22 protein-coding genes are annotated in these 22121 nt (G+C 64.5%); 9 read left to right on the top strand and 13 right to left on the bottom strand.

Annotated features, from left to right (window positions below):
- Nucleotides 1-24: 24 nt before the first annotated feature.
- Complete coding sequence (locus ACI6S0_RS04275) at nucleotides 25-792, top strand: ThuA domain-containing protein (protein ID WP_434405062.1); 768 nt, start codon at nucleotides 25-27, stop codon at nucleotides 790-792.
- 36 nt (nucleotides 793-828) lie between these two features.
- On the opposite strand, the gene ACI6S0_RS04280 is transcribed toward ACI6S0_RS04275, so the two are convergent.
- Nucleotides 829-2130 (bottom strand): dicarboxylate/amino acid:cation symporter, encoded by a 1302-nt coding sequence (locus ACI6S0_RS04280; RefSeq protein WP_026109219.1) that lies wholly within the window; start codon nucleotides 2128-2130, stop codon nucleotides 829-831.
- Between the two features lie 194 nt (nucleotides 2131-2324).
- Here ACI6S0_RS04280 and ACI6S0_RS04285 point away from each other — a divergent pair, with 194 nt between their 5' ends.
- The gene (locus ACI6S0_RS04285; protein ID WP_434405064.1) at nucleotides 2325-3692 is read left to right on the top strand and encodes a M20/M25/M40 family metallo-hydrolase; all 1368 of its coding nucleotides are present in this window, start codon (nucleotides 2325-2327) and stop codon (nucleotides 3690-3692) included.
- 137 nt (nucleotides 3693-3829) lie between these two features.
- On the opposite strand, the gene leuA is transcribed toward ACI6S0_RS04285, so the two are convergent.
- From leuA to miaA, 8 genes are all read right to left on the bottom strand, one after another.
- A complete protein-coding gene (leuA, locus tag ACI6S0_RS04290; RefSeq protein ID WP_097382649.1) occupies nucleotides 3830-5503 on the bottom strand; it encodes a 2-isopropylmalate synthase in 1674 nt (557 codons plus the stop codon).
- Nucleotides 5504-5733: 230 nt separating this feature from the next.
- The gene (locus ACI6S0_RS04295; RefSeq protein WP_434405065.1) at nucleotides 5734-6339 is read right to left on the bottom strand and encodes a YceI family protein; all 606 of its coding nucleotides are present in this window, start codon (nucleotides 6337-6339) and stop codon (nucleotides 5734-5736) included.
- 4 nt (nucleotides 6340-6343) lie between these two features.
- On the bottom strand, nucleotides 6344-6964 hold the full coding sequence (locus tag ACI6S0_RS04300; RefSeq protein ID WP_434405066.1) for a YceI family protein: 621 nt from the start codon (nucleotides 6962-6964) through the stop codon (nucleotides 6344-6346).
- Between the two features lie 239 nt (nucleotides 6965-7203).
- Nucleotides 7204-8223, bottom strand: coding sequence for a ketol-acid reductoisomerase (gene ilvC / locus ACI6S0_RS04305; RefSeq protein WP_004211826.1), 1020 nt, complete (start codon nucleotides 8221-8223; stop codon nucleotides 7204-7206).
- Between the two features lie 184 nt (nucleotides 8224-8407).
- Entirely contained in the window at nucleotides 8408-8923 is a 516-nt protein-coding gene (gene ilvN / locus ACI6S0_RS04310) for an acetolactate synthase small subunit (RefSeq protein WP_004211828.1), read from the bottom strand.
- Nucleotides 8923-9270 (bottom strand): hypothetical protein, encoded by a 348-nt coding sequence (locus tag ACI6S0_RS04315; protein ID WP_010337168.1) that lies wholly within the window; start codon nucleotides 9268-9270, stop codon nucleotides 8923-8925. The genes ilvN and ACI6S0_RS04315 overlap by 1 nt, the downstream gene beginning before the upstream one ends.
- Nucleotides 9267-11018: an acetolactate synthase 3 large subunit gene (locus ACI6S0_RS04320; RefSeq protein ID WP_313229632.1), complete on the bottom strand. Its 1752-nt coding sequence runs from the start codon at nucleotides 11016-11018 to the stop codon at nucleotides 9267-9269. The genes ACI6S0_RS04315 and ACI6S0_RS04320 overlap by 4 nt, the downstream gene beginning before the upstream one ends.
- Nucleotides 11019-11122: 104 nt before the next feature.
- Nucleotides 11123-12067: a tRNA (adenosine(37)-N6)-dimethylallyltransferase MiaA gene (gene miaA / locus ACI6S0_RS04325; protein ID WP_434405068.1), complete on the bottom strand. Its 945-nt coding sequence runs from the start codon at nucleotides 12065-12067 to the stop codon at nucleotides 11123-11125.
- Here miaA and serB point away from each other — a divergent pair.
- The 3 genes from serB (at nucleotide 12066) to ACI6S0_RS04340 (ending at nucleotide 14924) form a co-directional block, all read left to right on the top strand.
- Nucleotides 12066-12944, top strand: a complete 879-nt coding sequence (gene serB / locus ACI6S0_RS04330; protein WP_434405069.1) for a phosphoserine phosphatase SerB — start codon at nucleotides 12066-12068, stop codon at nucleotides 12942-12944. The two genes, miaA and serB, sit on opposite strands and share 2 nt — an antisense overlap.
- Before the next feature lie 160 nt (nucleotides 12945-13104).
- The gene (locus ACI6S0_RS04335; protein WP_125987268.1) at nucleotides 13105-13362 is read left to right on the top strand and encodes a hypothetical protein; all 258 of its coding nucleotides are present in this window, start codon (nucleotides 13105-13107) and stop codon (nucleotides 13360-13362) included.
- A gap of 68 nt (nucleotides 13363-13430) precedes the next feature.
- Nucleotides 13431-14924 (top strand): L,D-transpeptidase family protein, encoded by a 1494-nt coding sequence (locus tag ACI6S0_RS04340; protein WP_434405070.1) that lies wholly within the window; start codon nucleotides 13431-13433, stop codon nucleotides 14922-14924.
- Nucleotides 14925-14942: 18 nt separating this feature from the next.
- On the opposite strand, the gene ACI6S0_RS04345 is transcribed toward ACI6S0_RS04340, so the two are convergent.
- The gene (locus ACI6S0_RS04345; protein ID WP_434405072.1) at nucleotides 14943-15698 is read right to left on the bottom strand and encodes a MauE/DoxX family redox-associated membrane protein; all 756 of its coding nucleotides are present in this window, start codon (nucleotides 15696-15698) and stop codon (nucleotides 14943-14945) included.
- Between the two features lie 78 nt (nucleotides 15699-15776).
- On the opposite strand from ACI6S0_RS04345, the gene ACI6S0_RS04350 reads away from it, so the two are divergent.
- Entirely contained in the window at nucleotides 15777-16184 is a 408-nt protein-coding gene (locus ACI6S0_RS04350) for a MerR family transcriptional regulator (RefSeq protein ID WP_048937298.1), read from the top strand.
- Here ACI6S0_RS04350 and ACI6S0_RS04355 read toward each other — a convergent pair.
- The 3 genes from ACI6S0_RS04355 to ACI6S0_RS04365 form a co-directional block, all read right to left on the bottom strand.
- Entirely contained in the window at nucleotides 16166-16330 is a 165-nt protein-coding gene (locus ACI6S0_RS04355) for a hypothetical protein (RefSeq protein WP_004211842.1), read from the bottom strand. The genes ACI6S0_RS04350 and ACI6S0_RS04355 overlap by 19 nt on opposite strands.
- Before the next feature lie 299 nt (nucleotides 16331-16629).
- Nucleotides 16630-17103: a Holliday junction resolvase RuvX gene (gene ruvX, locus ACI6S0_RS04360; RefSeq protein ID WP_161730360.1), complete on the bottom strand. Its 474-nt coding sequence runs from the start codon at nucleotides 17101-17103 to the stop codon at nucleotides 16630-16632.
- A gap of 6 nt (nucleotides 17104-17109) precedes the next feature.
- Nucleotides 17110-18234: a DUF3089 domain-containing protein gene (locus ACI6S0_RS04365; protein ID WP_434405074.1), complete on the bottom strand. Its 1125-nt coding sequence runs from the start codon at nucleotides 18232-18234 to the stop codon at nucleotides 17110-17112.
- A 156-nt stretch (nucleotides 18235-18390) separates the two neighbouring features.
- Here ACI6S0_RS04365 and gatC point away from each other — a divergent pair, with 156 nt between their 5' ends.
- The 3 genes from gatC (at nucleotide 18391) to gatB (ending at nucleotide 21896) form a co-directional block, all read left to right on the top strand.
- Nucleotides 18391-18678 carry an Asp-tRNA(Asn)/Glu-tRNA(Gln) amidotransferase subunit GatC gene (gene gatC / locus ACI6S0_RS04370; RefSeq protein WP_004211845.1) on the top strand — a complete coding sequence of 96 codons (288 nt, stop codon included), beginning with the start codon at nucleotides 18391-18393 and terminating at the stop codon, nucleotides 18676-18678.
- Nucleotides 18678-20162 carry an Asp-tRNA(Asn)/Glu-tRNA(Gln) amidotransferase subunit GatA gene (gatA, locus tag ACI6S0_RS04375; RefSeq protein ID WP_434405075.1) on the top strand — a complete coding sequence of 495 codons (1485 nt, stop codon included), beginning with the start codon at nucleotides 18678-18680 and terminating at the stop codon, nucleotides 20160-20162. Before gatC ends, gatA begins: the two co-directional genes overlap by 1 nt.
- A 228-nt stretch (nucleotides 20163-20390) precedes the next feature.
- Nucleotides 20391-21896, top strand: coding sequence for an Asp-tRNA(Asn)/Glu-tRNA(Gln) amidotransferase subunit GatB (gatB, locus tag ACI6S0_RS04380; protein WP_010337156.1), 1506 nt, complete (start codon nucleotides 20391-20393; stop codon nucleotides 21894-21896).
- Nucleotides 21897-22121 lie beyond the last annotated feature (225 nt).

Raw genomic sequence — 22121 nt, forward strand, 5'->3', positions numbered from 1 at the left:
TAGGCGAGCGAAGGAGACAGGCGGATGAGAAACAAGGTCGGGGCACTCATCGCCCTGCTGGCGCTGTCGGTGCCCGTAGCGGTGCAGGCGGAGGACCAGTATAAGCTGCTGGTCCTCGCCATCCCGAACAAATATCATTATGAATATATCCCGATCGCGCGCGACAGCCTGGAGCATCTGGGGAAGCTGCATGATTTCAGCTTCACCTGGGCCAACAACACCTCAGTCTTTGACGGCGATCTCAGCCAATATGCGGCGGTGATGTTCCTCAACACGCCGGGCGAGGAACTGAACCCGGCCCAGCGCGCCAGGTTCGAGGCCTATATGCGGGCGGGCGGCAATGCCATCGTCGTGCATCGCGCGCTCATCACGCCGCCGGGCGAATGGGCCTGGTACGAGAAGATGGTCGGGCGCAGTTTCGTCATCCATCCGATGGTGCAGACGGCGGTGGTGACGCCGACCGACAAGGGCTTTCCCGCCACCTATGGCCTGCCCGATCGCTGGATCTGGACCGACGAATATTATGTCACCGCCAACCCCTATAAGGTGACGATCCATCCGGTGCTGGATGTCGAGGAAAGCAGCTACGACCCGACCAAAATCTGGCCGGGACAGGTAGCGAAGCCGATGGGGCGGGAGCATCCCGTCGCCTGGTATCATGACTATGAGAAGGGGCGGGTGTTCGTCACCACGCTGGGCCATAATGGCGAGATGTATCGCGATCCGCGCTATCTCGACCATCTGATGGGCGGCATCTACTGGACGGCGACCGGGCGCGGCCAGTTGCCCTGACGGCGGCGCGGAATGCCCGCGCCGCCCGGTTTTCGATCAGGCGGCGACCAGTTCGCCCTCGCCATAATAGGCGCTCTCGTCGAGAATGCCCTCGCGTTTGGCGACGATCACGCCGACCAGCACCTGGCCCGCGACGTTGACGGCGGTGCGGCCCATGTCGAGGATCGGGTCGATCGCCAGCAGCAGGCCGGCGCCTTCGAGCGGCAGGCCCAGCGTCGAGAGGGTGAGCGTCAGCATCACGATCGCGCCGGTCAGGCCGGCGGTCGCGGCCGAGCCGATGACCGAGACGAAGACGATCAGCACATAGTCGATGAAGTGCAGCGGGATGCCATAGAAGCCCGCAACGAAGATCGCCGCCAGCGCGGGATAGATGGACGCGCAGCCGTCCATCTTGGTGGTCGAGGCGAGCGGGATCGCGAAGGCGGCATAGCCCTTGTCGACGCCCAGCCGTTCGGTCACGGTTTCGGTCACCGGCAGGGTGCCGACCGACGAGCGCGAGACGAAGGCGAGCTGGATTGCAGGCCAGGCCTTGGCGAAGAAGGGGCCGGGCTTCAGGCCATTGGCGATCAGCAGCAGCGGATAGACCACCAGCAGCACGAGGCCGAGGCCCAGATAGATGGCGGCGGTGAAGGTGCCGAGCTGCGCCAGCGCGCTCCAGCCATAGGTGGCGATCGCGGTGCCGATCAGCGCGGCCGAACCGATCGGCGTCAGGCGGATGACCCAGCCCAGGATCGCGCGGACGACGGCGAGCAGCGAGCGGACGAAGGAGAGGAAGGGTTCCGCCTTGTCACCGACCTTCAGCGTGGCAAGGCCGACCGCGATCGAGATGACCAGTAACTGCAGGATGTTGAACGAGATGCTGGTGCTGGCGCTGCCGTCGCTGATCTTGGTGCTACCCGACAGGGCCAGGCTGTTGCCGGGGACCAGGCCTTTGAGGAAATCGAGCCAGCCGCCGACCGAATCCGCCTTGCCCATGGCGAGCGCGGTGCCGTGCAGGCCCGCACCCGGCTGGACGATCAGGCCGATGGCGAGGCCGATGCTGACCGCGATCAGTGCGGTGATCGCGAACCAGAGCAGAGTCTGGCCGGCGAGACGGGCGGCATTGTCGAGCGCGCGCAGATTGGCGATCGACGCGACGATCGCGGCGAAGACCAGAGGCGGCACGATCGCCTTCAAGAGCGAGACGAAGATCGACCCGACCGTCTTGAGCGTGGTCGCGAGCCAGTTGAGGTCACCATCGGGGCCTGCGCCGATCTGGCGCGCGACGAGACCGAGGGCAAGGCCCACGACCATGCCGAGCAGAACCTGGAAGCCGAAGCTGCGATAATTGAGGGCCATGATGGCATTTTTCCTTTGGACGACCGGCGCGCTATATCGGATGGCATCTATCCGATTGCGCGCAAGCAATTCTTTCAAGGGGTTCAGTGCGGATAAGGTGGCCCTCTTTCCGCGCGCCGTCCGATCAAACGCATGGAACGGCACGATCCGCTATGCCACAATCACCGCTCGGGTCCATCAGGGAGTATAAATATATGCAATTGCGGGGGATATTGCTGGCGGGGGTGATGCTGGCAATGCCGATCGGGGCGCAGGCGGCAGCAGATGCCGGCGCGGCCAAGGAGATATTGAAGCGATCGGTCGCGTTCAAGACGGTCGAGGGCGCGGGGCAGGTGCCTGCGCTGGCCGCCTATTATGCGTCGGTGCTCAAGCAGGCCGGCTTTGCCGATGCCGATATCGTTATCACCCCGATGGGCGAGACTGCGACGCTGGCGGCGACGATCAAGGGGCGCGACCCCAGCCTGAAGCCGATGCTGATGATCGGTCATATGGACGTGGTGGCCGCCAACCGGGCCGACTGGACACGCGATCCCTTCGTCCCGGTCGAGGAGGATGGCTATATTTTCGGGCGCGGCTCGGAAGATAATAAATATGACGTGGCGATGATGGTCGCGACGCTGGCGCAGCTCAAGAAGGAGGGCTGGACCCCGCGCCGCAGCGTCATCCTGCTCTTGTCGGGCGACGAGGAGACCAACATGGTCACCACCAAGGCGCTGGCGGCCAAATATAAGGATGCCGAGTTGCTGCTGAACGGCGATGGCGGCGGCGGCCTGCTCGACGAGAGTGGCAAGCCCGTCCTCTACCAGTTGCAGGCGGGCGAGAAGACCTATGCCGATTTCGAGATCGGCTTCACCGATCCAGGCGGCCATTCCAGCGCGCCGACGCCGGGCAACCCGATCTATCGGCTGGCCAAGGCGATCGACCGGATCGCGGCCTATCAGTTTCCGCCGATGATCAACGAGCTGACCAAGGCGTCGCTCAGCCTGTCGGCGCAGCGGATCGGCGGCGATGTAGGGGAAGCGATGCGCCTCTATGCCGCGACCCAGGATCCGGCCTCTGCGGAACTATTGTCGAGCCGGCCCGAATTTGTGGGACAGGTGCGCACCACCTGCGTCGCGACCATGCTGTCGGGCGGCCATGCGCTCAACGCCCTGCCGCAAAGCGCCAGGGTCAGCGTCAATTGCCGCATCTTCCCCGGCGTCAAGATCGACGACGTGAAGGCGCAGCTGGTCAAGGTGGTGGATGATCAAAGCGCGACCTTCACCACGCTCAACGACCCGACCGGCAGCGATGCCTCGCCGTTGCGCGACGATGTGGTGAAGGCGGTGGCCGCCGCGATCAAGGCGCGCTCGCCCGCGATCACGGTGATGCCGGGCATGTCGGCCGGTGCGACCGACAGCCTCTATTTTCGCGCGCTGGGCGTGCCCAGCTATGGCGTCTCCAGCCTGTTCATGAAGGCCGAGGACGGCTTCGCCCATGGGCTCAATGAACGGGTGCCGGTGGCGGGGATTGCCGCATCACTGGCCCAGTGGGACAGCGTGGTGCGGGCGCTGGCGAAGTAACGGCCGCCGCTAGAAAATTTCGTCATCCCCGCGGAAGCGGGGACCCATATCCCGAAGGTCGGTCTGTTGGGCAAGGTCAGGAGATGGGTTCCCGCTTTCGAGGGAATGACGGCTATTTATGCATGCGTCGGCAAATATCAGCCCCGCACGGCCACCGCATTGGCGGCGGAGAGGACGGCCTTGACCGAGGCGGTCGCGACGTCGCTGTCGGTGCCGATGCCGAAGACGGTGCGGCCGTCGGCGGTGCGGCATTCGACATAGGCGGCGGCGTTCACGTCGGTGCCGGCGCCGATGGCGTGCTCATTATAGTCGGCGACCTCCAGCACCACGCCCAGTTCGTCGCGCAGCGCAGCCAGCACTGACGAGATGAGGCCGTTGCCGCGACCCGAGATCGAGCGTTCGCCGCCTTCATGGACGATCTTGCCGGTGAAGATGCGGTCGCCTGCGCTGCCGCTCTCATGATAGTCGATCAGGCTGTAGGCCTGGTCACCGGTCTGGTGATAATAGTCGTCGAACGCGGCCGAGATGTCGGCGGCGTTGAGTTCGCGGCTCGACTGGTCGGCCAGCGCCTGCACCACCTTCGAGAAATCGGCCTGCATCCGCTTGGGCAGCTTGTAGCCCTTGTCCTGCTGCAGCACCCAGGCGACGCCGCCCTTGCCCGACTGCGAATTGACGCGGATCACCGCTTCATAGTCGCGGCCCAGATCCTTGGGATCGATCGGCAGATAGGGGACGTTCCAGAACAGGTCGTTGCGCGCTTCCTGTGCGGCAAAGCCCTTCTTGATCGCGTCCTGATGCGATCCTGAGAAGGCGGTGAACACCAGTTCGCCGGCATAGGGGTGGCGCGGGTGGACCGGCAGCTGGTTGCAATATTCGACCGTCTGGATGACCTCGTCAATGTCGCTGAAGTCCAGTTCCGGGTCGATGCCCTGCGTGTACATGTTGAGCGCGACGGTCACCAGGTCGCAATTGCCGGTGCGTTCGCCATTGCCGAACAGGCAGCCTTCGACGCGGTCGGCGCCGGCCATGATGCCCAGTTCCGCAGCGGCGACGCCGGTGCCCCGGTCATTATGGGTGTGCAGCGAGATCACCACGCTGTCGCGGCGCGAGATGTTGCGGCAGATCCATTCGATCTGGTCGGCATAGATGTTGGGCGTCGCGCACTCGACGGTGGCGGGCAGGTTCAGGATCAGCGGCCGTTCCGGCGTCGGCTGCAGAATGTCCATCACCGCCTCACAGCATTCCAGGCTGAAATCCAGCTCGGCGGTCGAGAAGGTTTCGGGGCTATATTCGAAATGCCAGTCGGTGTCGGGCATGCGCGCCGCATTGTCGCGCAGCAGCTTGGCGGCGTTGATCGCGATCTGCTTGATTTCGGGGCGTTCCATCTGGAACACGATGTTGCGCCACGCCGGCGAGATCGCGTTATAGACATGGACGATCGCCTGCTTCGCGCCACGCAGGCTTTCGAAGGTGGTGGCGATCAGGTCTTCGCGCGCCTGGGTCAGCACTTGGGGCATGACATCGTCGGGGATCGCGCCTTCCTTGACCAGGCCCGAGATGAAGTCGAACTCTGTGGCACCGGCGGCGGGGAAGCCGACCTCGATCTCCTTGACGCCGACCTTGACCAGCAGGTCGAAGAAGCGACGCTTCTTTTCCGCATTCATCGGGTCGATCAGCGACTGGTTGCCGTCGCGCATGTCGGTCGACAGCCAGCGGGGCGCCTTGGTGATGACCTTGGACGGCCATTGGCGATTGGGCAGGTCCACCTGAGGGAAGGGGCGGTATTTCTGCGAAGGATCGGTCAGCATCATGGGATCAAACTACTTCCTGGCTCGGGACGCTATGGCGCGCTCCGGGGTACGACTTGACTGTGATGAATGCCCTTAGGCGGATCGACGCTGCCCTTAGCCGGAAGGCAGCACAAAAGCCACGCCTAAGGGCGTGTAAGTCGTAGCAGGGTAAGAAGCGCGACGCTCTGCATGATGCTGTCCCCATAAACGCGGACGGGAGGAGCGTAAAGCCGTTTCTTGCGAAAGGGGCGTCAGGCGCGACGGAAAATTGCGTCGATGGTCAGGTCGACCTTGTCCGACACGAAGGGGCGGCCAAAGCCCATGCCATAATGGCTGCGTTCCACGCTCATGCTGCCGGTGAAATGAAGGGTGGCGATACCGGGCGCTTCGTCGGGCGTGACGCCGGTCAGCCGGACGGACAGGGCGACCGCGCGGGTCTGGCCGTGCATGGTGAGTTCGCCGGGAATGATCGTCGCGCCGTCGCTGCCGGCCAGCGGCGCGTCCCTGGCGGTAAAGCGCACGGTCGGGAAATGGGCCATGTCGAAAAAGCTGTCGCCTTTCAGCATGGCGTCGGTCGAAGCATCGCCCGTGGTCATCTTCTCGACCGGGAAGCTGATGTCGACGTCGGCCCGTTCAGGCCGAGTGGGGTCGATCATCACCATGCCCTCGGGCTGGGTGAAATCGCCTTCATAGCCGCCGACCAGCGCCTTCACATGGAAGTGAACTTTGGTCGCTGCGCCATCCACCAGGTAGCGGCCCGGCGCATAGAGCGCAGGGCCGCCATCCGGACTGGCCGCCGCCGGCCCGCACGCGATCAGGCTCAGAAGCAGGATCGCGCGGGCCGGGCGGGGGATCATCGCATCACTTCTGGAAGGCGACGATGATCTTCAGTTCGACATTGTCGCCGACGACGGGAACGAAGCCGCCCATGCCGAAATCGCTGCGCTTGATCGTACCGGTCGCGACGAAGCCGACATTTTCCTTCTTGTTCATCGGGTTCGCACCGGCGCCATAGAATTCGGCGTCCAGCGTCACCGGCTTGGTGATGCCCTTGATGGTCAGGTCGCCGGTGATGTCCGCGCCGGTTGCGCCGTCGGGCTTCACGCCGGTCGACACGAAGGTCGCGGTCGGGAACTTGGCTGCGTCGAAAAATTCGGGCTTGGCGAGATGCTCGTTCAGCGCCGGGATGCCGGTGGTGAGGTTGGCGATCGGCAGGGTGATCGACACCTTCGAAGCCGAGAGGTTGGCCTTGTCCAGCGTCAGCGTGCCGGTCGGCTGGGTGATGACGCCCATATTGTTGGTGAAGCCCATATGGTCATAGGCGAAGACGATCTGGGTGTGGCTGGGTTCGACGCTGTAGGTGCCGCCGGTGACCTTGGCGACATCCTTGCTGCCGGGGACGGCCATCGGGGCCTGGGCGATGACGACAGTGCCGCCGGCGACCGCGATCAGGGCAGCGGCAGAGATCAGATATTTGCGCATGGGAAACGCTCTCCAAAAGCATTCAAGGGACGCGGCACAGAATATGCCACGTCCCTCGATTGTTCCAGAGGCGTAACCGGAAACGGATCGTTCCGGTTTGCCGCTATTTCTCCCCTCCCTTTTCAGGGAGGGGCAGGGGGTGGGTGCGCCGCACTTGCGGCGCCAATTCGCTAGGGCACAGGCTCGCTACGCTCGCACCCACCCCAACCCCTCCCTGGAAGGGAGGGGCTGCTATCCGCTTAGTTCTTGTCCTTGTTGACCAGCTTGTTGGCGCCGATCCAGGGCATCATGGCGCGCAGCTGCGAACCGGTCTTTTCGATCTGGTGGGCGGCAGCCTGCTTGCGGCTGGCCTTGAGTTCGGGCTGGCCGGCGCGGTTGTCGAGGATGAAGTCCTTGACGAAACGGCCCGACTGGATGTCGGCCAGAACGCGCTTCATTTCCTTCTTGGTTTCTTCGGTGATGATGCGCGGGCCGGTCTTGATGTCGCCATATTCGGCGGTGTTCGAGATCGAGTAGCGCATGTCGGCGATGCCGCCTTCATACATCAGGTCGACGATCAGCTTCAGCTCGTGCAGGCACTCGAAATAGGCCATTTCCGGGGCGTAGCCGGCTTCGACCAGAGTTTCGAAACCAGCCTGGACCAGCGCGGTGGCGCCGCCGCACAGAACGGCCTGCTCGCCGAACAGGTCGGTTTCGCATTCCTCGCGGAAGTTGGTCTCGATGATGCCGCTGCGGCCGCCGCCGACTCCGCTAGCGTAGGACAGGGCGATGTCATGGGCGTTGCCGGTCGCGTCCTGATGGACGGCGATCAGGCAGGGAACGCCGCCGCCGCGCTGATATTCGCCGCGCACGGTGTGGCCCGGACCCTTGGGCGCGATCATGATGACGTCGATGTCGGCGGGCACTTCGATCAGGCCGAAATGGATGTTCAGGCCATGGGCGAAGGCGAGCGCGGCGCCGGGGCGCAGATTGCCCTTGATGTCGGCTTCATAGATGGCGGCCTGATGCTCGTCGGGTGCCAGGATCATGAGCACGTCGGCCCACTGGGCGGCTTCCTTGTTCGGCAGCACCTTGAAACCGGCGCCTTCGGCCTTCTTGGCGCTGGGCGAACCGGGGCGCAGGGCGATGGCGACTTCGGCAACGCCGGAGTCGCGCAGATTCTGCGCATGGGCGTGGCCCTGCGAGCCATAGCCCAATATGGCGACCTTCTTGCCCTTGATCAGGCCGATGTCCGCGTCGCGATCGTAATAAACCTTCATTGTTCGTCTTCCCTTTTCATATCCTGACCCTCTCCCTGGATGGAGAGGATACGAAGACTTGGGCCGACCGGCCCTAGTCGAAGTTGGTGAGGGGGAACCACCGGGCGTCGGCGCATTTCGCGCCCTCACCCTCCCATCGCTGCGCGATGGGCCCCTCCCTCTCCCGGTGGGAGAGGGGCAGATATCAGGCCGGCTCCTTGCCGCGGATCAGGCCGGCAACGCCGGTGCGACCGACTTCGACCAGGCCGATCTGGCGCATCAGGCCGACGAAATTGTCGATCTTCTCGGTCGTACCGGTGATCTCGAAGATGAAGCTCTCGATCGTGGTGTCGACCACCTTGGCACGGAACACGTCAGCCAGGCGCAGCGCCTCGATCCGGTCCTCGCCGGTGCCGGCGACCTTGACCAGTGCCAGCTCGCGCTCGACGAACGGGCCGGCGTCGGTCAGGTCGGTGACCTTGTGGACCGGGACCAGCCGGTCGAGCTGGGCGATGATCTGGTCGATCACCTTGGGCGGGCCGTTGGTGACGATGGTGATGCGGCTGATCGCATGATCGTCGGTAATGTCGGCCACGGTCAGGCTGTCGATATTATAGCCGCGCGCGGTGAACAGGCCGGCGATGCGGGCCAGGATGCCCGCCTCGTTCGACACCGTCAGCGACAGGACGTGCCGCTCGCTCTGTTCTTCGTGGATATGCATCAGATGCTGTTCCCGTCTTCCATTTCTTCGCGCTCGGGGCGCGGCGAGATCATGCCGATAAAGGCATAGTGCCAATCATCGTCCTGCGGGTGGGCGAGGCGGACGGGGAAGGCCGTCACCGCGTCGAACATCCGCAGAAGATGTTCGCCCACATAGCGTGGGCCTGCCAGCAGCCGATCGACCTGCAGGCCATGATATTCGAACCCGCTATCCAGATGCACTTCCCATTCCTCATTGTCGGGGTCAGCATGGTCGCTGGTCCAGCCGGTGAGTTCGGTCGTGCCTGTGATCCGTTCGAAATCCCAGGGTTCGGTCACGAAAATGCGGACCTTGGCGGGGGTGGTCACACCAGTGCCTTTGCCTCGTCCGACATGACGCCTTCGATCTGGTTGGGATCGAGCAGCATTTCGGTATGGGCCGCGCCCGACGGGATCATCGGGAAGCAGTTGGACAGCTTTGCCACGCGGCAGTCGACGATCACGGGGCCGTCGGTTTCCAGCATCTGGCGGATGCCGGCCTCCAGTTCCTGCGGTCCTTCGATGCGGATGCCGGTCCAGCCATAGGCTTCGCCCAGCTTCACGAAGTCGGGCAGGCTGTCCGAATAGCTGTTGGAATAGCGGCTTTCATAGGTCAGTTCCTGCCACTGGCGGACCATGCCCATATATTCATTGTTCAGGATGAAGATCTTGACCGGCAGACGATATTGGCTGGCCGTACCCATTTCCTGGATGTTCATCTGGATCGAGGCGTCACCGGCGATGCAGATGCTGATGCTGTCGGGATTGCCCATCTGCGCGCCGATGGCGGCGGGGAAGCCATAGCCCATCGTGCCCAGGCCGCCCGAGGTCAGCCATTTATTGGGGTCTTCAAAACCGAAATGCTGGGCCGCCCACATCTGGTGCTGGCCGACTTCGGTGGTGATGATGATGTCCTTGCCGGTCGCGCGGGTCGCCTTGTAGAGGTCCGCGATCGCCTTTTGCGGCATGATCTCGCTGCCGCTTTCGGGGTAGGACAGGCTCTTCTTGGCACGCCATTCGGCGATCCGCGCCCACCAGGCCGACAAGTCCGCCTTTTCATGGCCGCGCTGCTTCCACAGGGCGATCATGTCCTCCAGCGCGCTGCCGACATCGGCGACGACCGCGACATCGACGTCGACGATCTTGTTGATCGAGCTGCGGTCGATATCGATATGCACCTTGCGGCTGTTGGGCGCGAAGGCGTCCAGCCGGCCAGTGACGCGATCGTCGAAACGCGCGCCGATGCAGAGGATCAGGTCCGCCTGGTTCATTGCCCAATTGGCTTCATAGGTGCCGTGCATGCCCAGCATGCCGACCCACTGGTCGGACGAAGCGGGGAAGGCGCCCAGGCCCATCAGGGTCGAGGTGACGGGCGCGCCGGTCATCGCTGCCAGTTCGCGCAGCAGCGCGCTGGCCTGCGGACCTGAATTGATGACGCCGCCGCCGGTGTAGAAGATCGGCCGTTCCGCCGCGGCCAGCATCTCGACCGCCGTGTCGATCGCGGCGGCATCCGCCTTGGTCTGCGGATGATAGCTGGCATGGACCTTGAGTTCCGGCCGGGCATAGGGCGCGGTCGCGATCTGGACATTCTTGGGAATGTCGACGACGACCGGGCCGGGGCGGCCGGTGGTGGCGATATGGAACGCCTCATGGACGACGCCGGCCAGCTTGGCCGGATCCTTCACCAGATAATTATGCTTGGTGCAGTGGCGCGTGATGCCGACCGTGTCCGCTTCCTGGAAGGCGTCGGTGCCGATCAGTTGCGTGGGCACCTGACCCGTGATGACGATCATCGGGATCGAATCCAGCAGCGCGTCGGTGATGCCGGTGACGGCATTGGTCGCGCCGGGGCCGGAGGTGACTAGGACGACGCCGGGCTTGCCGGTCGAACGGGCATAGCCTTCAGCCATATGGGTCGCGCCCTGCTCGTGGCGCACTAGGACATGCTTGATCGTGGGGTGATTATAGAGCGCGTCATAGATGGGCAGCACGGCGCCGCCCGGATAGCCGAACACAACTTCGACGCCCAGATCAACCAGGCACTCGACCAAAATGTCCGCGCCGCTCTTTTCGGCCACGATGAAACTCCTCTTTTTTAAGATGCTGGCTCGCGGGTCTGCGCCGTCGCGCCCGCATTGGCAAGGCGCCAGCATCTAGAGGACATAAAATGCGTGGTCAACCCCTATTGTTGTAATTTAATTGCTAATTGATTGGCGATTTTAGCATCAATCGGTCGCGTTTCGCGATGCCAGTCCGGCGGCGGCTGGTTGGAGAACCAGGTATATTGGCGTTTGGCATATTGGCGCGTGGCAAGCTGGCCGCGGGCCATCATCGTGTCATGATCGATGTCACCTTTGAACCAGGCGGCGATTTCCGGCACGCCGATCGCCCGCATCACCGGCAGGTCGGGATTGAGGTTGCGGGGCAGCAGCGCCTCCACCTCGGCAACGGCGCCCTGATCGATCATCAGTTCGAAACGCCGGTCGCACCGTTCGATCAGCCAGTCGCGTGGCGGCAGCAGGATCATCGGCGACAGGCTGATGCGGTCGGCGATGCCGCCCTGCTTGTGCCGCTGCCATATCTTCAGCGGCTTGCCGGTCGATCGCACTACCTCCAGCGCGCGGGCAACGCGGGTGGTGTCGGCCGGGGCGAGGCGGGCGGCGGCCTCCGGGTCTTCGCTGCGCAATGCTTCATGCGCCTGCGCCACCGGCATGGCGCGGACGGCGGTGCGGATATCGGCGTCGATTTCCGGCACCGGCGCGATGCCGTCGAGCAAGGTCCGTATATAAAGGCCGGTGCCGCCGACCAGTACCGGCAGCTTGCCGGCCGCATGGGCGGCGTCGATCTCTGCCCTGGCCTCGGCGGCCCAGCGCGCGGCGGAGCAGGCTTCCGCTCCATCGATATGGCCGAACAGGCGATGCGGCACGCCACCCATTTCCTCTTGCGACGGGCGGGCGGACAGGATGGCGAGGTCGGCATAGACCTGGCTGGCATCGGCATTGATGACGACGCCGTCGGCGATCTGGGCCAGGCGGACGGCGAGCGCGCTCTTGCCGCTGGCGGTCGGCCCGGCAATAAGCGCGACCGGTGGGCGGGATTCGCCCGGCATATGTGCGGGAGTGTTCATGTTCGTCGCGACCTTAGTGGCAGTTGAGACCCTGAAACAGGCGGATATTGCCGAAGCGGCCGGACGGCTGGCCTCTGCCGGCTGCGCCCCGGTCGATAGCGTCTGGCTGGACGAGGGCAAGGCGGCCGATATTTTCTTCGGCAGCGATCCCGTCACCGCCCGCGCGGCGCTGACCGATATTGGCGACCGCGTCGACGTGATCGTGCAGATGGCGGCGGGCCGCGAGAAGGCGCTGCTGATCGCCGACATGGATTCGACCATGATCACGGTCGAGTGCATCGATGAACTGGCCGACTATGCCGGGATCAAGCCGCAGATTGCCGAGATCACCGAGCGGGCGATGCGCGGCGAGCTGGATTTCGAGGGTGCGCTGCATGGCCGCGTCGCCCTGCTGAAAGGCCTGCCCGACAGCGCGATCGACCAGTGCCGCGAGGAGCGGGTGGTGATCATGGGCGGTGCCCGCGAACTGGTGCGCACGATGAAGGCGCGCGGGGCGCGCACCCTGCTGGTGTCGGGTGGCTTCACCCGCTTCACCGGGCCGGTGGCGGCGGAAATCGGCTTCGACGTCCATGTCGCCAATGTGCTGGAAATCGCCGACGGCGCGCTGCTTGGCACCGTCACCGTGCCGATCGTCGATGCCGCGCGCAAGCGCACCGAACTGGAGGCCGCGATCGACGGTGGGATCGACCGTGCGCTGACGCTGGCGGTGGGCGACGGCGCCAATGACATTCCCATGATCGAGGGGGCGGGGCTGGGCGTTGCCTATCATGCCAAGCCCAAGGCCCGCGCGGCGGCAGCGGCCGAGATCGTCCATGGCGACCTGTCGGTGCTGCTCTATGCGCAGGGCATCGCTTCGGCCGACTGGGTCCGCGACTAATCCCATATGCCTAACGGCTGGGCGCGCTTGAGGCACGTCCTGCCGTCATTGCACAAGGGTAATGGATTCCATTTCGCCCCTGAACCGTTGTCGTCGCACTGCATCCCGGCAGTGGGTCCAATTGGCGTCGCGACAGGATCGTGGCGCACAGGGAGATGGTATGAAAATCCAGACAATGGCGCTGGTCGCCGGTAGCCTGCTGGCGCTGAGCGCCTGCTCGAAAAATGATGCGCCGGTGACCAGCGCACCGCCGCTCGGGCCGGGCGCGATTGCCGGCACGGTGGCCGCCGACCGCAACGGCGATGGCTATGTCGACGGCTATTACACGTCGGATGGCATCTATCACCCGATCCAGGGGCCGCCCTGTCCGCCGCCTCCGCCGCCGCCGGCACCGCCCCGTTCCGGAGAACGCGGCTGAGCAATCTTCCTTTCCGGGCGCGGCATCCCCGCCGCGCCCCCCGACATCCTGTTTCCCTGATCCTCGCCATGCTGATCGCCGGTTCCGTGCCGGGGATGGCGGCTGCGCAGCCGGCCGCCAGCGACACGGCGGCGCGGTCGAGCGTGGCTGCTGAAATCCGGTCGGCGGCAAGCGGCAAGCTGCGCGATTTCTATGGCACGCGCGGCTATTGGCCGCTGTGGAGCGACAAGGGCAAGGTCCGCGCCGAACCGGCGCAAGCGCTGCTGGCGCTGCTCGACAGTGCCGATCAGGACGGGCTGCGATCGCGCGACTATGATGCCAGGGGATTGTTGCGGGCGATCAAGGAGGCCGATGCCTCGGGCGACCCCAAGGCGCTGGCGCGGGTCGATGTCGCCCTGTCGAAGGCGCTGGCCACCTATGTCGCCGATGTCCGCCGCCCGTCCAAGGCGGTGAAGATGCGCTATCTCGACCCTGAGGTGGAGCCGCAGGCGCCCGATGCGGCCGAGGTGCTGCGCGCGGCGGCGGTGGCGCCGTCGCTGGCCACCTATGTCGAGAAGGCGGGCTGGATGAGCCCGCTCTACATGAAGCTGCGCGCGGCGAGCGGCGCCTATGCGACGCGCTGGGGCGGCCTGCCGGCGGTGAGCGTGCCGACCGACGTCAAGCTGCGGCCGGGCGGATCGAGCGGCGAGATCGCGATCCTGCGCCATCGGCTGGGGCTGCCCGACGGGGTCGATTATGACAAGGCGCTGGCGGCCAAGGTCAAGCTGTTCCAGGCCGATCATGGGCTGGATGCCGACGGCATTGCCGGCGCGCAGACGATCGAGGCGCTCAATCGTGGTCCGGGCCATTATGGGCGGATATTGACGCTCAATCTGGAGCGTGCGCGGCTGCTGCCCGGTCCATGGGTGCGGCATGTGGAGGTCGATGCGGCATCGGCGCGGCTCTATTATTATAGCGGCGGCGAACTGGACGGATCGATGAAGGTCGTGGCCGGCGCCAAGGAAAGCCAGACGCCGATGATGGCGGGCATGATCCGCTATGCGACGCTCAACCCCTATTGGAATGTCCCGCCCGATCTGGTCGAGCGCAAGATCGCCCCCAAGATCCTGGACGGGGCGACGCTCAGGAAGATGCGCTATGAGGCGCTGAGCGACTGGACCGCCGACGCGCAGACGCTGAACCAGAGCGAGATCGACTGGCAGGCGGTGGCAGCGGGGCAGCGCGAATTGCGCGTGCGCCAGTTGCCCGGCGGCAATAATGCCATGGGGAAGATCAAGTTCATGTTCCCCAATGACCTAGGCATCTATCTGCACGATACGCCCGACCGGGCGCTGTTCGCCAAGCCGGTGCGCCATTTCAGCAATGGCTGCGTCCGGCTGGAGGATGCGCAGCGTCTGGGGCGCTGGTTCTTCGGCAAGACGCCGACGGCGGAGAGCGATGCGCCCGAACAATATGTGCTGCTGCCCCGGCCAGTGCCGGTCTATCTCACCTATCTGACGGTGGTGCCGACGGCGGACGGGGTGCAGTTCCTGCCCGACGACTATGGACGGGACGGGGAGTAATCTCCCCGTCCTGCCAATTTAGTGGATGCCTGCCAGCATCCACAGGGCCATGGCGACCATCATGACATTCTCGGTCAGCGAGACGAAGCCGAGCGGCACGTTGCTGCTGCCGCCGACGCAGGCGCATTTCAGTTCGCGCTTCTCGATATAGACCGCCTTGAATACCGATATCGCGCCGATGCCGCCGATGAACAGGGCGACCGGGATCGACAGCCAGGGGGCAAGGCCGGTCAGCATCAGCGCGCCCGCGCCCAGTTCCAGGAAGGGATAGATACGGCCATAGGGAATGATGCGGCGGGCGAGCAGGTCATAGTTGAGGAACATGGTGGCGAACCGCTCCACATCCTGCAGCTTCAGCATGGCGAGCAGCATCATGGCGATGGCGATGAACCGCTCCAGCGTCAGCAGGCCTATGAGCGGCGCCAAGGTCAGCCAGTTGATCGCCAGCGCCAGCGCCAGCAGCGCGGCGACGGCGAAGACGGCCAGCACCGGCACATAGCTGGTCGCGCCGGGCACCGGCACCTTGAGGCCCAGGAAGCGGCGCAGATCGTCATGGCCGCCGATCCGCCGGCCATCGATGAAGATTTGCGGTGTGGTCTTCACATCATGCTGCGCCTTGAAGGCGTCGGTCTCGGCCCGGCTGGTAAGGGCGTGATCCTCGACCCGATAGCCATGGCGGCGCAGCAGCCAGCGCGCTTTCAGGCCATAGGGGCAGACATGGCCGGGCATCACCATACGGTAGAGTTGAGCGACCTGTTCCGGTCCTTGGGGCATTGCATCGTCCTTGTGTCAGGCTTGTATCGAGTGCGATGCGCCTCATATAGGGTCTGTACCATGGTACGGAGTCAAGGCATGAGCATGACAATTTCCGCACTGGCCCGTGCGGGCGATGTCGGGGTGGAGACGGTGCGCTTCTACCAGCGGCGCGGACTGCTGGATGCGCCCGATCGGCCGGAGGGCAGCGTGCGCCGCTATGGCGAGAGCGACGTGCGGCGGTTGCGCTTCATCCGGTCGGCGCAGGCGGCGGGCTTCACGCTGGAACAGATTGGCGAACTGCTGCAGCTCGATGCCGGGCAGGACCGCAAGCGGGCGCGCGAGCTGGCGGCCGATCGGATCGCGGCGCTGGATGTGAAGATCGCGGAACTGGAGGCGGCACGGGCGGCGCTGACGCGGCTGGCCCGGCAATGCCATGCCTCCGATGAAGGGCCGTGCCCGATCATCGCGGCGTTCGAGGACGGCGCTCAGACGTCCTGCGTCTGATCGTCCTGCTTCTGTGCCATCTGCCGGCGCGACATTTCCCGACGCACCGAGTAGCTGGTGGGATCACGGCGAAAATGGTCGCGCATCATGCGCCGCTGTTCGCTGATGATGTGCCAGATATCTTCCGGACTCTTGCCTTCGGTCATTGATCCGTCCGCCCTTTTCCGTTCGACTGCAGGGTAGGGAATATCGCTTTCGCAACGATCAATCCGTGAGCGCGATCACGTAAACAGCGCTTTAACGCTGTTACTTCAGATATATGCAACTCCGGCAGCGCGCGCTGGGCGGGATGAATGTTGGAAATCGCGCGCTTAACTTCGCATATTTCCCGTACATTCTGACATTATGTTACGTTCCGCTGATCCTATCGGAAAGTGGCGGGGGATCGCGATGGGAAAGAGCCGCCGGGAATGTAGCGGGGCGGCACGTTGTAGGACAGGCGTGCCTATTCCAGCCCGGCGACGAGGCCGTCGATCGCGCCCTGGAGGATGTAGCTGGCGGCGAGCTTGTCGACCAGTTCGTCGCGGCGGGCGCGGCTGGCGTCGGCCTCCAGCAGGGTGCGGGTGACGGCCTGGGTCGACCAGCGCTCGTCCCAGAGCAGCACGGGCAGGCCGATATCCGCGACATTATGGGCGAAGGCGCGGCTCGCCTGGCTGCGCGGGCTGTTGGTGCCGTCGAGGTTGAGCGGCAGGCCGATGACGATGCCCTTGACCTGCTGCTGCGCCATGAAGGCTTCGAGCGCCGGCTTGTCCTTGCTGAACTTGCCGCGATTGACGGTGTAGGCGGGGCTGGCGATCGACCATTGGGCGTCGCACAGGGCCAGGCCGATCGTCTTGGTGCCCACATCCATGCCGATCAGGCGGCCACCCTCGGGCAGGGCTGCGCGAAATTGTGCGCGGTCAGTCGTGACAAGTTTCATTACGTCTCAGTGTGTCTTGGTAAAGGCCGCCAGTCGCTGGCGGGCGTCGTCGCGCACATTGCCCCAGAACAGGCTATAATCATAGACGTGATAATTATTGCCGGGCAGCGTGTAGGGGCCCATGTCGACCGGCTCGCCGATCATCAGCACGCCGCTGGTGTCGCAGCGGGCAGGCACGATGCCGGCGACCAGATGAGCTGGCTTGTCGGCGGTGCGGGCGTCGAGCGTGCCGATATTGGCGCTGGCGGGCGCATTGCCGTTGAAGGTGCCGGTGATCGGATTGGTGCAGAGCATGTGCGTGCCCTTGCGCGGCTGGCCATTGAGGCCCTGCTTGCGCTCGAAGCTTTCGACCACGGCGGACGGATCGGCCGGTTCGGCATAGCTTTGCCAGCTGACGATGCAGTGTGATTGATCCCGCTTGGCGCAGGCGGGGAAGCCCAATGCAGGCAGGTCCGCCTCGACCGAGATCGGCCAGCCCACGGCATAGATGGCGGCGATCCGGTCGGCGACCGGCTTGCCCGCCACCTGTTCGCGCACCAGTTGCAGCAGGTGGCGTGACCCCTGGCTGTGGCCGGCAAGGATCAGCGGGCCGGTGGGATTGGCCTTGAGGAAGGCGGCGAAGGCCTGGGTCACGTCGCGATAGGCGGCGGCGAGCGCCTGGTCGCCCTCCGCTCCGGTGGTGAGGAAGGCGCCATAATTGGCCTGGCGATAGCGCGGTGCCCAGACATTGCCGGCGGCGCTGAAGGCGCTGGCCTGGCTCAGCACGAAGCGGCGTGCGGTCGCATTGCTTTCCGCATCGTCCAGCGGCGCGTTCCAATGGGCATTGCCAAGCGGCGTCACATAGCTGGTCGGATGGATGAAGAAGACGGCGGCCTTCTGCGCGGGCGGCGCAAGCTTGGCTGCGCCCTGCGGCGTCCAGAGCGCGGGATTGTCCTTGGTCTGGTCGGGGCGGGCGATCCACATTTTCGGATCGTCATAGGCGTTGGCGGGCAGGGGCTGGAGCGGCTGGAACGCTTCGCGCGGGACCATCACCGCCCGCATGATCTGCATCCCCCAGATGCGATAGGCGAGCAGCATCGTCAGCACCAGCACGACCAGGCCGGCGACGATATAAAGGAATTTGCGGGCCACTTGCTCTCGTCTCCATCCCTGTGCGGGGATCGCCCCGCCTTCGTGCGGCCTGTCTGGCCCATGCGCGGCAGTCATGCAAGATGGGCGGATGCAAGATGGCAGATGGTGCAGCAGGACACTTGAAGCGGACTGGTGCGGGTGCTAGCGGCTTGGCCCATGTCGATAGACCTTCAGACCGTGAAAAAGATCGCCAGCCTTTCGCGCATTTCGGTGACCGACGCCGAAGCGGAAGCCATGGTGCCCGAACTCAACAATATCCTTGGCTGGGTGGAGCAGCTGGGCGAGGTGGACGTGACCGGCGTGCAGCCGATGACGGCCGTCATCCCCAACCATCAACGCCTGCGCGACGATGTCGTCACTGACGGCAATGTGCGTGACAAGGTGCTGGCCAATGCGCCGCAGGCCGAACATGGCTTCTTCGCGGTGCCCAAGGTGATCGAATAATGACCAATCTGACTGATCTGACCGTTGCGGAAATCCGCGACGGCTTCCGCGCGGGCGATTTTTCGGCACGTGAAGTGGCCGAGGGTTTCAACGCCAATGTCGCCGCTGCCAAGGCGCTGAACGCCTTCATCGTCGAGACGCCCGAAAAGGCGCTGGCAGCGGCCGACGCCGCCGACAAGGCCAAGGCCGCCGGCGAGACGCTGGGTGCGCTCTCCGGCGTGCCGATCGGCATGAAGGATCTGTTCTGCACCGAAGGCACGCAGACGACTGCCGCGAGCCACATGCTGGAAGGCTTCGTGCCGACCTATGAATCGACCGTGTCGGGCAAGCTGTGGGCGGCGGGCGCCGGCATGCTGGGCAAGCTCAACCTCGACCAGTTCGCCATGGGTTCGTCCAACGAGACCAGCTACTATGGCAATGTGATCTCGCCCTGGCGGCGGGGCGGCGGTGATAATGCCGCACTGGCACCCGGCGGTTCGTCGGGCGGTTCCTCCTCGGCCATTTCCGCGCGGCTCTGCCCGGCGGCGACCGGCACCGACACTGGTGGCTCGATCCGCCAGCCCGCCGCCTTCACCGGCATTTCGGGCATCAAGCCGACCTATGGCCGCTGCTCGCGCTTCGGCATCGTCGCCTTCGCCAGTTCGCTCGACCAGGCCGGGCCGATGGCGCGCACCGTGCGTGACAATGCGATCCTGCTGGAAGTCATGTCGGGCTTCGATCCCAAGGATTCGACCAGCCTCAATCTGGCGGTGCCGCAGTGGGAAGCCAATTTGTCGAGCGATCTCAAGGGCAAGAAGGTCGGTATTCCCAAGGAATATCGCCCCGATGGCCTGAACGCCGAAATCTCCGCCATGTGGGATCGCGGCATCGAATGGCTCAAGGACGCCGGCGCCGAAGTGGTCGAAGTGTCGCTGCCGCATACCAAATATGCGCTGCCGACCTATTATATCATCGCGCCGGCCGAAGCCTCGTCGAACCTCGCCCGCTATGACGGCGTGCGTTATGGCCAGCGCGACCTGCCCGATGGGGCGGGGCTGCAGGACATGTATGCCGCGACCCGCGCTGCCGGCTTCGGTCCGGAAGTGAAGCGCCGCATCATGATCGGCACCTATGTGCTGTCGGCCGGCTTCTATGACGCCTATTATACCCAGGCGCAGAAGGTGCGGGCGCTGATCGCGCGCGATTTCGAGCTGGCGTTTGAAAAGTGCGACCTGCTGCTGACGCCGACCGCGCCGAGCGCCTCCTTCGCGCTGGGCGAGAAGCAGGCCGATCCGTTGGCCATGTATCTGAACGACGTCTTCACCGTGCCGGCCTCGCTGGCCGGGTTGCCGGCGATGGCGATTCCGGGCGGGCTGGATTCGGCTGGCCTGCCGATCGGCCTGCAGGTGATCGGCAAGGCGCTGGACGAGCAAACCGTGCTGAACGCCAGCCTCGCCATCGAGGAACGGGCTGGGTTCACCGCGCGGCCGGACAAGTGGTGGTAAGATGACCTTCCTAGAACTGGTGGGGGAACTTGTCGATTTGCTCAGTTCCTTCACTGTTTCTGGGAAACAGCGATATCAGCGTAAGGATGATCGACCAGCCAAGCGTCGGAAGATCGTCATTGCTACCGCGGAAGCGACATCGGATCGCCCCAAGACCAGTCTGTGGGGCAAGGGTCGCCGAAGCAGAGGTCGGATCGCTCCGACAGAAATTGATGGGCAAGAAGCGAAATGACTGAATCAACCTATCGCATCCAGGGCGCAACCGGCGAGTGGGAGGTCGTGATCGGCCTGGAAGTCCATGCGCAGGTGACGTCGAACGCGAAGCTCTTTTCCGGTGCCGCGACGGCGTTCGGCGCAGAGCCCAATACGCAGGTCAGCCTGATCGATGCGGCCATGCCCGGCATGTTGCCCGTGCCCAACCGCGAGTGCATCCGCCAGGCGGTGCGCACCGGCATGGCGATCGACGCGCAGATCAACAAATGGTCGCGCTTCGACCGCAAGAATTATTTCTATGCGGATCTGCCGCAGGGCTATCAGATCAGCCAGCTCTATCACCCGATCGTGGGCGAGGGGCAGATCGAGATCGTCCTCGACGAGAAGAACCCCGAGGCCAGCACCAAGGTGATCGGCGTCGAGCGCATCCATGTCGAGCAGGATGCCGGCAAGCTGATGCACGACCAGCATCCCACCAGCTCCTATGTCGACCTCAACCGGTCGGGCGTGGCGCTGATGGAAATCGTGTCGAAGCCGGACATGCGTTCGCCTGCCGAAGCAGGGGCATATCTCTCGAAGCTGCGAACCATTCTTCGCTATGTCGGGTCGTGCGACGGCAATATGGACCAGGGGTCGATGCGCGCCGACGTCAACGTCTCCGTGCGTCGTCCCGGTGAAGAGTTCGGCACCCGCACCGAGACCAAGAATGTGAACTCGGTCCGCTTCGTCATGGCCGTGGTCGAGCATGAGGCGAACCGCCAGGTCGACGTGCTGGAGGCCGGCGGCAAGATCGTGCAGGAAACGCGCCTCTATGACCCGGATCGCAACGAAACCCGTTCGATGCGGTCGAAGGAAGATGCGCACGACTATCGCTACTTCCCCGATCCCGACCTGTTGCCGCTGGAACTGGACGATGCCTTCCTGGAGGAATGCCGCCAGTCGCTGCCCGAACTGCCGGACGCGAAGCTGCGCCGCTACGCGCAGGATCTGGGCCTGTCCGCCTATAATGCCGCGACCCTGACCGCCGACGCCGACACCGCCCGCTGGTTCGAGGCGCTGCTGGCGGAAGGCGCGCGTATTCAGAAGAAGAGCGAGGGCGAGGTCGCCAAGGCATCGGCCAACTGGCTGCTGTCGGAACTGTATGGCGCGCTCAACCGCATTGGCAAAAGCCTTGAAGAAAGCCCGGTAAGCCCCGAGGAAGGCGCCGAATTGCTTGCGCTGGTGGCCGACGGTACGATCAGCGGCACGATCGCCAAGCAGGTGTTCGAGATCATGCTGGAAACCGGCGACAAGCCCGGCAAGATCGTCGAGGAAAAGGGCCTGAAGCAGACCTCAGACACCGGCGCGATCGAGGCGGCGGTGGCCGATGTCCTCGCCAAGAATGGCGACAAGGTCGAGCAGTATCGCGGCGGCAAGGAAGCTTTGTTCGGCTTCTTCGTCGGCCAGACGATGAAGGCGATGCAGGGCAAGGCCAACCCCCAGGTCGTCAACGAACTGGTCAAGAAGGCGCTCGCCGGCTGACAGCAGGACGTCAATTGATAGGCAAGGAAGGGGTGATGGCGATGCCATCGCCCCTTTTTTTAGTCGTAGCCACATGCTTGGACGTTGCTGCACCAAGCGACTGCGAGGGCGGCACGGAACTAGCCCATGAAAAAGGGGCGCCGCTCGGGTGAAACCCATGCGACGCCCCTCTTTTTTGCCTTGGCGTCCCTTGGGGAGGAACATCATGCCGTGGCGCAACTGGCG

The organism is Sphingobium sp. DN12 (genome assembly GCF_051058005.1).
Taxonomy (GTDB): Bacteria; Pseudomonadota; Alphaproteobacteria; order Sphingomonadales; family Sphingomonadaceae; genus Sphingobium; species Sphingobium yanoikuyae.

Coding starts and splice junctions, on each gene's coding strand:
- ACI6S0_RS04350 (WP_048937298.1), top strand. CDS start 15,777: ATGAGCATGACAATTTCCGCACTGGCCCGTGCGGGCGATGTCGGGGTG.
- ilvN (WP_004211828.1), bottom strand. CDS start 8,923: ATGCATATCCACGAAGAACAGAGCGAGCGGCACGTCCTGTCGCTGACG.
- ACI6S0_RS04275 (WP_434405062.1), top strand. CDS start 25: ATGAGAAACAAGGTCGGGGCACTCATCGCCCTGCTGGCGCTGTCGGTG.
- serB (WP_434405069.1), top strand. CDS start 12,066: ATGTTCGTCGCGACCTTAGTGGCAGTTGAGACCCTGAAACAGGCGGAT.
- ruvX (WP_161730360.1), bottom strand. CDS start 17,103: ATGAAACTTGTCACGACTGACCGCGCACAATTTCGCGCAGCCCTGCCC.
- ilvC (WP_004211826.1), bottom strand. CDS start 8,223: ATGAAGGTTTATTACGATCGCGACGCGGACATCGGCCTGATCAAGGGC.
- gatC (WP_004211845.1), top strand. CDS start 18,391: ATGTCGATAGACCTTCAGACCGTGAAAAAGATCGCCAGCCTTTCGCGC.
- ACI6S0_RS04335 (WP_125987268.1), top strand. CDS start 13,105: ATGAAAATCCAGACAATGGCGCTGGTCGCCGGTAGCCTGCTGGCGCTG.
- gatA (WP_434405075.1), top strand. CDS start 18,678: ATGACCAATCTGACTGATCTGACCGTTGCGGAAATCCGCGACGGCTTC.
- ACI6S0_RS04345 (WP_434405072.1), bottom strand. CDS start 15,698: ATGCCCCAAGGACCGGAACAGGTCGCTCAACTCTACCGTATGGTGATG.
- ACI6S0_RS04300 (WP_434405066.1), bottom strand. CDS start 6,964: ATGCGCAAATATCTGATCTCTGCCGCTGCCCTGATCGCGGTCGCCGGC.
- miaA (WP_434405068.1), bottom strand. CDS start 12,067: ATGAACACTCCCGCACATATGCCGGGCGAATCCCGCCCACCGGTCGCG.
- ACI6S0_RS04285 (WP_434405064.1), top strand. CDS start 2,325: ATGCAATTGCGGGGGATATTGCTGGCGGGGGTGATGCTGGCAATGCCG.
- gatB (WP_010337156.1), top strand. CDS start 20,391: ATGACTGAATCAACCTATCGCATCCAGGGCGCAACCGGCGAGTGGGAG.
- ACI6S0_RS04340 (WP_434405070.1), top strand. CDS start 13,431: ATGCTGATCGCCGGTTCCGTGCCGGGGATGGCGGCTGCGCAGCCGGCC.
- ACI6S0_RS04280 (WP_026109219.1), bottom strand. CDS start 2,130: ATGGCCCTCAATTATCGCAGCTTCGGCTTCCAGGTTCTGCTCGGCATG.
- leuA (WP_097382649.1), bottom strand. CDS start 5,503: ATGATGCTGACCGATCCTTCGCAGAAATACCGCCCCTTCCCTCAGGTG.
- ACI6S0_RS04295 (WP_434405065.1), bottom strand. CDS start 6,339: ATGATCCCCCGCCCGGCCCGCGCGATCCTGCTTCTGAGCCTGATCGCG.
- ACI6S0_RS04355 (WP_004211842.1), bottom strand. CDS start 16,330: ATGACCGAAGGCAAGAGTCCGGAAGATATCTGGCACATCATCAGCGAA.